At 56.4% G+C, this 8,111-nt stretch carries 9 protein-coding genes; 4 read left to right on the top strand and 5 right to left on the bottom strand.

What is annotated here, in order from left to right; genetic code table 11:
- From ACOI6Z_RS18470 to ACOI6Z_RS18455, 4 genes are all read right to left on the bottom strand, one after another.
- On the bottom strand, nt 1-501 hold a 501-nt coding region (locus ACOI6Z_RS18470; protein WP_420687475.1), incomplete at its 3' end, for a carbohydrate porin.
- Between the two features lie 145 nt (nt 502-646).
- The gene (locus tag ACOI6Z_RS18465) at nt 647-949 is read right to left on the bottom strand and encodes a PTS lactose/cellobiose transporter subunit IIA (protein ID WP_004205145.1); all 303 of its coding nucleotides are present in this window, start codon (nt 947-949) and stop codon (nt 647-649) included.
- Nucleotides 950-1,047: 98 nt separating this feature from the next.
- Nucleotides 1,048-2,370: a PTS sugar transporter subunit IIC gene (locus ACOI6Z_RS18460; RefSeq protein WP_023291424.1), complete on the bottom strand. Its 1,323-nt coding sequence runs from the start codon at nt 2,368-2,370 to the stop codon at nt 1,048-1,050.
- Nucleotides 2,371-2,381: 11 nt separating this feature from the next.
- On the bottom strand, nt 2,382-2,696 hold the full coding sequence (locus ACOI6Z_RS18455) for a PTS sugar transporter subunit IIB (RefSeq protein WP_023291423.1): 315 nt from the start codon (nt 2,694-2,696) through the stop codon (nt 2,382-2,384).
- Nucleotides 2,697-2,790: 94 nt separating this feature from the next.
- On the opposite strand from ACOI6Z_RS18455, the gene ACOI6Z_RS18450 reads away from it, so the two are divergent.
- The 4 genes from ACOI6Z_RS18450 to ACOI6Z_RS18435 all read left to right on the top strand — a co-directional run bounded on the left by ACOI6Z_RS18450 (nt 2,791) and on the right by ACOI6Z_RS18435 (nt 6,789).
- Nucleotides 2,791-3,006, top strand: coding sequence for a hypothetical protein (locus tag ACOI6Z_RS18450; RefSeq protein WP_139104202.1), 216 nt, complete (start codon nt 2,791-2,793; stop codon nt 3,004-3,006).
- Nucleotides 2,990-3,931, top strand: coding sequence for a LacI family DNA-binding transcriptional regulator (locus tag ACOI6Z_RS18445; RefSeq protein ID WP_032429020.1), 942 nt, complete (start codon nt 2,990-2,992; stop codon nt 3,929-3,931). The genes ACOI6Z_RS18450 and ACOI6Z_RS18445 overlap by 17 nt, the downstream gene beginning before the upstream one ends.
- Before the next feature lie 211 nt (nt 3,932-4,142).
- On the top strand, nt 4,143-5,513 hold the full coding sequence (locus ACOI6Z_RS18440; protein WP_023291421.1) for an MFS transporter: 1,371 nt from the start codon (nt 4,143-4,145) through the stop codon (nt 5,511-5,513).
- Between the two features lie 13 nt (nt 5,514-5,526).
- Entirely contained in the window at nt 5,527-6,789 is a 1,263-nt protein-coding gene (locus ACOI6Z_RS18435) for a gallate dioxygenase (protein WP_023291420.1), read from the top strand.
- On the opposite strand, the gene ACOI6Z_RS18430 is transcribed toward ACOI6Z_RS18435, so the two are convergent.
- Nucleotides 6,786-8,012, bottom strand: coding sequence for a LysR family transcriptional regulator (locus ACOI6Z_RS18430; protein ID WP_023291419.1), 1,227 nt, complete (start codon nt 8,010-8,012; stop codon nt 6,786-6,788). The two genes, ACOI6Z_RS18435 and ACOI6Z_RS18430, sit on opposite strands and share 4 nt — an antisense overlap.
- Nucleotides 8,013-8,111 lie beyond the last annotated feature (99 nt).

The raw sequence follows: 8,111 nt of genomic DNA, 5'->3' as shown, positions 1-8,111 counted from the left end.
GTTGGATTCCAGCACGTTGGTGACGCCGACGTAGGCCTTCTTCAGGTTAACCTCGTCGCTCCAGTGGTCAAACATGACGTTGAGATCCCAGATAGCCCCCTGCGCGCTTTTGAAGGCTTTGCTGATCTGGAATTCGCCGCCGTTGCTTTCGTTGCCCAGACGACCGATCGCCGAGGCGCCGTTATAGGAGCCGTCGACGCCGACATATTTCTGGTCGCCGGTCTGGAAATGGGCGCCATAGCGGGCATAGCCGCTGAACTTGAGGCCGAACGGAATCGCCACATCCGGCGAGGCGGCGGTGGTCTGCGGGTTGGTAATGACGTCGACCTTTTTGTCGGCCGCGGCGTCAATTTTCGCCTGGCGGTCGGCCAGCGCTTTATCAACGGCTTTGGCGACAATGGCGTCGATCTGCTCCTGAGTAAATTCTTGCGCCATTACGGAAATTGGGCACAGCGCGGCGACAACCGCCATGGCTAAAGGCAGTTTTTTCACAGTATTCATGGTTATCTCGCTTTAATAATTAATATATTTCAGATAATAACCATCCCATTCTGGCTAAAATAAATAACCAAAATAAGCTGATTTGTTTTTTTAGGGTACAGCGACGCCGGAGAGTAATATTCTCGCTGACGTTATTCCATATTAATTAACGCTGGTACAGATGGATTAATTCTTCTGAGAACTCGCGGGCCAGCAGCGAATTCATCAGATGATCCTGGGCATGTACCATAATAAGCGTCATAGGCTGACGCGCTTCACCGGCATCCTGCTCGATGAGCTGGGTCTGCATCTGATGCGCCCGGCGGGCGTAACCGTCGGCCTCATTTAAGAGTAAACGCGCTTCGTCGATATTTCCGGTTCGGGCCGCATGCAGCGCTTCAAAACATAATGAGCGTGACTGTCCCGCATTGACGATAATTTCCATTACCGCATCTTCTAATTCAATCATGTGTATTCCTGAGGTCTTTATTATTTAATAATGCAGTGAAAGTCCTTTTTCTGCATTATGACGCTGTCATCATATTATCTCTCCGGGGCGGAGAGGAATTAGCTAACGGTTTCTGCCACCGGAACGCTATTTTTGGTTTTCTCAACTTCGGTTTTCATTAAGGAACGTTCATAGGCGCGCAGGAACGGCAGGTAAATCACCGCCGACATCACCATGCAGATAAGGCACATCACTACCGGGCTCAGCGTCCAGTTGGCCGCCCACGAGGCGCCAATCGGTGCCGGCGTGGTCCACGGAGTGAGAGACACCACCTGGCTCAGCCAGCCAAGACGCGTCGCGCCGTAAGCCAGCACCGCGTTGACCATCGGTACGCAGACGAAGGGGATAAACATCATCGGGTTCATGATGATCGGCGCCCCGAACAGGATCGGCTCGTTGATATTAAAGAAGCTCGGCACGATGCCCATCTTGCCGATGGTGCGCAGATGAGTGGCCCGGCTACGCAGCAGCAGGAAGGCCAGCGGCAGGGTCGAACCGACGCCGCCAATCAGCAGATAGTGATCCCAGAAACCCTGCAGATAGACGTGCGGCAGCACCGTGCCGGCCGCCAGCGCCGCCTGGTTTGCCGACAGGTTGGCCATCCAGAACGGGTTCATAATGCCGGTGACAATCAGCGAGCCGTGGATCCCGGCGAACCAGAAAATCTGGCACATCAGAACGGAGAGCAAAATCGCCGGCAGCGAGTCGGAGGCGGAAACCAGCGGCTCCAGCAGATGCATGATCGCCTGCGGCAGGATCATCCCGGTCTGCGCTTCGATAAACAGGTTCAGCGGATGCAAAGTACCAATCACCACCAGCACCGGGATCAGGATTTCAAATGAACGGGCGACGCCGGTCGGCACCTCTTTCGGCAGACGGATGGTGATGTTGTTTTGCTTCAGCCACGCGTAGACGCGGGTGGAGTAGATGGCGGTGATCAGGGCGGTAAAAATGCCCTGGCCGGACAGATACTGAGTGGAAATTTTACCATCGGCATAGGGCGCGGCGACCAGCAGGAAGGCCATAAACGCCAGCAGACCGGACATCACCGGATCGAGCTGAAACTGACGACCGAGGCTGGCGCCAATGCCGACCGAGATAAAGAAGGTCATTACGCCCATGCTGAGGTTAAACGGCAGCATCAGCTGTTCGCGGTAGTGCTGGGAGAAATCGAGCCAGCCGCGGGCAAAGCCGTTGGTGGTATCGGGTGAAAACGGCGGAAAGATAAATACCAGCATGAAAGAGCCGATGATCATAAACGGCAATGCGGCAGTGAAGCCATCGCGGATAGCGATAACATATTTCTGCTGCCCAAGGCGTCCTGCCAGCGGAGTAATAGATTGCTCGATCACGGCAATCATGGACTGATACAGAGAACTCATTTCAACACCTCTCAGTGCGCCGCTGGGATCAGCGACAGAGCATAATTCAGGACGTTGTCTCCCCGCTGCATGCCGTAGTCCATCGTATCGATGGGCTGAACCGGAATGTTGAGGGAAGCCGCTTTGTCAGACAGGGTTTTCAACATGTATTTCACCTGGGGGCCAAGCAACACCACCTGATACTGCGGAAACTGGATGTCAAATTCGGAAACGCCATAGGCGTCAATCTGCACCGGCAGATCACGTTCATTCGCCGCCTCCACCATCTTTCTGACCAGCAGACTGGTGGACATTCCGGCAGAACAGCACAGCATAATCTTGTACATCGACGACCATCCTCAAAATGTAAAAAGTTATTGCGTGGATGATTTGATATCAGACGGAAACCGGTTTCCATTCATAAAAAGCAGAACTGTGATAGTGGTCAAGATCTCCTGGTTATGGGGCGGATTTATTGGATTTGGCTCACATTATTCTGTCGATTTGGCGATGTTTTGCGCTGAAATGGAAAATCGGTTTCCAAACAAATGGCGAAATGGATATACTGCGCTGGTCATAATTGAAGCGATTCAGGTTTACGGGATTTTAGCGGGGCGCAGCGCCCGCGCAGGGGAAAATGATGTCGACAATCAATGATGTTTCACGACTTGCCGGGGTTTCCAAAGCCACGGTGTCGCGAGTGTTGAGCGGCTCACGTGGCGTGAAGGAGGCCAGTCGTCAGGCGGTGCTGCAGGCGGCGGAAACGCTCAATTACCGGCCAAACATGATAGCCCAGTCGTTGCTTAGCCAGTCCACCGGCTGCATCGGCGTCATCTGCGCCCAGGACAATATCAATCAAACCACCAGCTATCTCTACGCCCTGGAAAAACAGCTCAGCCAGCACCAGAAGCACCTGCTGCTGCGCTTCGCCAACACCAGCAGCGGCGTGATGAACTCGCTGGAGGAGTTGACCTGCGGGCTGTGCGATAACGTGCTGATCATCGGCGCGCGTTTTCCTCTGAATATTAACCGCCCGGACGTGGTGCTGGTGGACTGCCTCGACAGCGAGGGCGAAAACAGCATTCAGTTCGATCACGCCTTCGCCGCCGAAACCGCCTGTCACTATCTGATAAGCCAGGGCAGAAGGCAGATTGCGCTGATCCATCCCCAGAGCAGCGGCTTCGCCGATCAGGTGCTGCTGGGCTACAAGCACGCGCTGGAAAAAAACTTTTTGCCGTTTAATCGCAATCTGGTGTTTCTGGATAACACCTCGCCGTCGGTGGCGGTGCAGGAGCTGGTCAATAACGCCACGACGCTGAACTTTAACGCGCTGCTGGTGAGCGATGAACAGCAGGCGCAGCGCGTGGTGCCGCAGCTGCAGGCGTTTAACCGCGCCGTTCCGCAAAATGTGATGGTGTTTAGCCTCGCCGGATCGTTACAGCTGCCCGGTATCCCGACTATCCCGGCGATTGAATATTCCATGGACGCGATGGCGTCGCGGATCGTCAACTGGTTGACCGAGAAAACGGACAACCCGGGCGGCAGTCCGCTGCGCGGCGATTTAATTATTCCGAAGCACTGATCGTCGCTCTTGCCCTGACCCGCCGCCGTTGGCTGCGGGTTTTTTAATGGCTGTTTTTTGTCGTATCCCTCACATTATAAATAAAACTCATATCTGTCGCCGGGTTTTCGAACCGGACAGCCTGCGTGACCTGCCTTAAGTTGAGTACGAAAGTTCCACTCAAAAAACACTAACCAGAACATTCGTACCGCCTGCTTGAGGAAGTCACCCTATGAATCACATGAACGTTGTCGATGTGAAAGCGTGGATAGATGCCCGCCCGGTCTCGCGCTTTCAATGGAACGTGCTGCTGCTCTGTTTCATCATCATTATGCTGGATGGGTATGACGCCGCGGTGATGGGCTTTGTCGCCCCGGCGCTCATCGAGGACTGGGGCATCAGCCGGGCTGAAATGGGGCCGATTCTTGGGGCGGCCATGTTCGGCGTCGCCATTGGCGCGCTGGTGGCGGGCCCGCTTTCTGACCGCTACGGCCGAAAGCGCATTTTACTCTGGTCGGTGGCGTTGTTTGCGCTGTTCAGCCTGGCCGGCGCCGTGGCGCAAAGCCCATCGCAACTGGCGCTGATGCGTTTTCTTACTGGCCTTGGACTTGGCGCGGTGATGCCCAACTGCGTCACGCTGGTGGCGGAATATATGCCGGAGCGGCGTAAAGGGGTGATGATCACCCTGATGTACAGCGGTTTTAACGTGGGTTCCGGCCTCGGCGGCTTTATCGCCGCCGGATTGTTATCGCATTACAGCTGGCATTCGGCGCTGATTTTTGGCGGCGTGCTGCCGCTCGTGGTGCTTCCCTTTATGATCGTGATGTTACCTGAGTCGGCAATGAGCATGGTGGCGCGCCGATTACCTGGCGAGCAGATCGCCAGGGCGCTTAACCGGCTTGGGGGCCAGTTTACGGCTGAAACCGTTTTCCAGCTGAATGCGCCGCCCATCACGCGGAGCAGTAAAGTGGCGCAGCTGTTCCGGCATGGCTATGCCCGCGGCACGATAGCGCTGTGGCTGACCTATTTTATGGGCCTGTTCGTGATATATCTGCTGAACGGCTGGCTGCCAACCATTCTTCGCTCCGGCGGGTTGTCGCTGCAGCAGGCGGCGATGATGACCGGCTTGTTCCAGCTTGGTGGCCCGCTGGGCGGGATCCTTGTCGGTATGCTGATGGATCGTGCCTCGGCGAAAGCGGTGATTGCGGCAACCTATTTTCTCGGCTGCCTGTGCTTGATGTCCCAGGGGTTGATGGATTTCGGATCGGCGGCGCTATCGGTGCTGATTTTTATCAGCGGGATGTGCATTAACGGCGCGCAGAACGGTCTGCAGGCCTATTCGCCAGCCTATTATCAAACCGAAATCCGCGCCACCGGCGTCAGCTGGATGCATGGTATCGGCCGTACCGGCGCTATTCTCAGCTCCACGCTGGGCGGGATGCTGATGCTGGCCGTACCGGGACACTCCTCGATCTTTTTAGTGCTTGCGCTACCGGCCTGCCTGGCGGGGATCTGTATTTTGTTGCACCGTATGAATCACGCTAAGCCTCGACTCACAGAGGCAGAACTGGACGCTTTGTCATCCCCCCTGGAACACCGATAAGTGGAGTTATCAGATGGCTAACATTCTCGGCGGTATCGCCGTCTCTCATACCCCGACTATCGGCTTCGCGGTCGATCATCATAAACAGCAGGACCCGGCATGGTCGCCGATCTTCCAGAGCTTCGAACCGCTGCAGCGCTGGCTGGAGGAGAAAAAACCGGATGCGCTGGTGTACATTTTTAATGACCATGTGACCGCCTTTTTCTTCGATCACTATTCGACTTTTACGCTGGGAATCGACAATCAATATGACGTTGCCGACGAGGGCGGCGGACCGCGCTGCCTGCCCCCGGTACAGGGCAACGCGGCGCTCTCAAGGCACATAGGCGCCAGCCTGATGGCCGATGAGTTTGATATGTCGTTCTTTATGGATAAAAAGCTCGACCACGGCCTTTTCTCGCCGCTTTCGGCGCTGTTGCCCTGGGATGAAGAGCAGGGGTGGCCGACGGCGGTGATCCCGTTACAGATCGGCGTGCTGCAATTTCCGGTACCAAGCGCGCGTCGTTGTTACAAACTCGGTCAGGCGCTGCGGCGGGCGATTGAAAGTTTCCCGGAAGATATCAATGTGGCGATTGTCGCGACCGGCGGGCTCTCTCATCAGGTCCATGGCGAGCGCTGCGGATTTAATAATCCTGAGTGGGACGCCCAGTTTGTTGACATGCTGGTTAATGACCCGGAAAAGCTTACCGAAATGACCCTTGGCGAATATGCCGAACTGGGGGGAATGGAGGGGTCTGAGGTGATCATGTGGCTGGTGATGCGCGGCGCGCTATCAGCCAATGTCACCGAAACCTGGCGCGACTATTACCTGCCGTCGATGACCGGTATCGCTACGCTGATCCTTGAGAACAATGCGCGCATGCCCCCCGTCGATACCCTGACGCGCCATCGCCAGCATATGGCGCAGCAGTTGGCCGGGGTGGAGAAACTGCCGGGAACCTATCCTTTTACCCACGAGCGCAGCCTGAATGGCTTGCGGCTTAACCGTTTCCTGCATCGGCTGATTGAGCCTGCCTGGCGCGAACGTTTTCTGCAGTCGCCTCAGTCGCTTTATGCCGAAGCTGGACTGAGTGAGGAGGAAAAGCAGTTGCTCAACGCACGCGACTGGCGTGGATTGATTCAGTACGGCGCCAGTTTCTTCCTGCTGGAGAAAATGGGCGCGGTGGTCGGCGTATCCAACCTGCATATTTACGCCGCGATGCGCGGGCAGACGCTGGAGGCGTTTCAGCAAACGCGTAACCAACAGGTAACTTACTCAGTGGCGGGTAAACGTTAAACGGTCCCGCCCTGAACCTGCTGATAAATAAAACGCAACAGCGCCTGCGTCGCCGGGGAGGGCAGGCTGCCGGCGCGAAACGTCAGTCCGATACGCCGGGTGGTATCAGGCAGGGGGACCGGCAACACGCTGAGCAGCCCGTTGTCTGTCTCAAAACGCATCTGGCTGGCGGAAACCGCCGCCAGCATGTCTGAGTCCCTCAGCAACCCTCGCACCATCGCCGCATCCCCGGTCTCCACCGTCGGCTGAGGCAGCGGCAATCCTAAGGTGACAAACGCCCTATCCAGCAAATGGCGTGCCGGGGCGTTGGCGCGCGGTAGCACCCATTGCGCTGTCGCCAGCTGGCTACGCGGGTCTGGATGGCGTAGCAGTGGGTGGTTATTACGCAGTAAAATCAGCATATCCTCTTCGAATAACGCCTCGCTACAGAGGTCCGGTAGATCTTCATCCTGGCGCAGCGCACCGATAATAAAATCGATATTACCTGCCCGCATATCGGCGACCAGCGACTCATACGGGCTTTCATTGGTCATGAGAGTAATGCCCGGGTGCTGTGCCAGAAAGGCGGCGATGGCGGTGGGCAGTAGCCGGGTGCGACTCAGCGGCAGAGCGCCAATACGCACGGTGCCCTCCAGTACCCCACGACGGGCGGCGAGATCGCTCCAGATATTTTCCAGTTCGTTGAGCGCTCTGCTGACCGGCGGATAGAGCAGTTCTGCGGCAGGCGTGGGGCGTACCCCTTCTGGCGTTCGGCGAAACAGCGCCGAATCCGCCCCTTTTTCCAGGACTTTCAGCGCGGCGCTGACCGCCGGTTGGGTGATCCCCAACTGTTGCGCGACGGTTTGGGTATGGTTGACGTGATAGAGCTGAATAAAAATGGCTAACCGGCGGGTATTGAACAGCCAGCCGGCGTCCGCCAGGGGGCCGCTGGTGCGGGTATGGTGTTTCTGCAACAGCGCCGGAATGGCCTGCAGGTCGTCAATCGCCCGCCGGGCGCGCGGCAGGATGCACTTGCCATACTCGGTGGGCACCATGCCGCTGTAATGGCGTTCGAATAGCGTGACGTTCAACGCGGCTTCAAGATCGCGGATAGCCCGGGTTATCGCTGACTGCGTGCGGAATAAGTCATCGGCAGCACGCGAAACGCTTCCGCGCAGCGCGACCTGACAGAAAAAACGCAGCTGCATGATATTTATGATTTTATTGTGCATTCTCTTCAGCATTATTCGTCAGGCCTGATACAGTGAGTGAGTCGACAACATAAATAAAAATCATAGCCTTCGCAAGTTAACGAATTACCTCCCAACGGCGGGACATGACAA

Source organism: Klebsiella sp. C239, from assembly GCF_048822715.1.
Lineage (GTDB): Bacteria > Pseudomonadota > Gammaproteobacteria > Enterobacterales > Enterobacteriaceae > Klebsiella > Klebsiella quasipneumoniae.
The sequence above is the reverse complement of the archived record's forward strand: the minus strand, read 5'-3'. Positions and strand labels throughout refer to the sequence as shown.

What these genes read in the sequence shown, in the direction of transcription:
- ACOI6Z_RS18435 (WP_023291420.1), top strand. Translation starts at nt 5,527, where the DNA reads ATGGCTAACATTCTCGGCGGTATCGCCGTCTCTCATACCCCGACTATC.
- ACOI6Z_RS18460 (WP_023291424.1), bottom strand. Translation starts at nt 2,370, where the DNA reads ATGAGTTCTCTGTATCAGTCCATGATTGCCGTGATCGAGCAATCTATT.
- ACOI6Z_RS18455 (WP_023291423.1), bottom strand. Translation starts at nt 2,696, where the DNA reads ATGTACAAGATTATGCTGTGCTGTTCTGCCGGAATGTCCACCAGTCTG.
- ACOI6Z_RS18440 (WP_023291421.1), top strand. Translation starts at nt 4,143, where the DNA reads ATGAATCACATGAACGTTGTCGATGTGAAAGCGTGGATAGATGCCCGC.
- ACOI6Z_RS18465 (WP_004205145.1), bottom strand. Translation starts at nt 949, where the DNA reads ATGATTGAATTAGAAGATGCGGTAATGGAAATTATCGTCAATGCGGGA.
- ACOI6Z_RS18445 (WP_032429020.1), top strand. Translation starts at nt 2,990, where the DNA reads ATGTCGACAATCAATGATGTTTCACGACTTGCCGGGGTTTCCAAAGCC.
- ACOI6Z_RS18430 (WP_023291419.1), bottom strand. Translation starts at nt 8,012, where the DNA reads ATGCTGAAGAGAATGCACAATAAAATCATAAATATCATGCAGCTGCGT.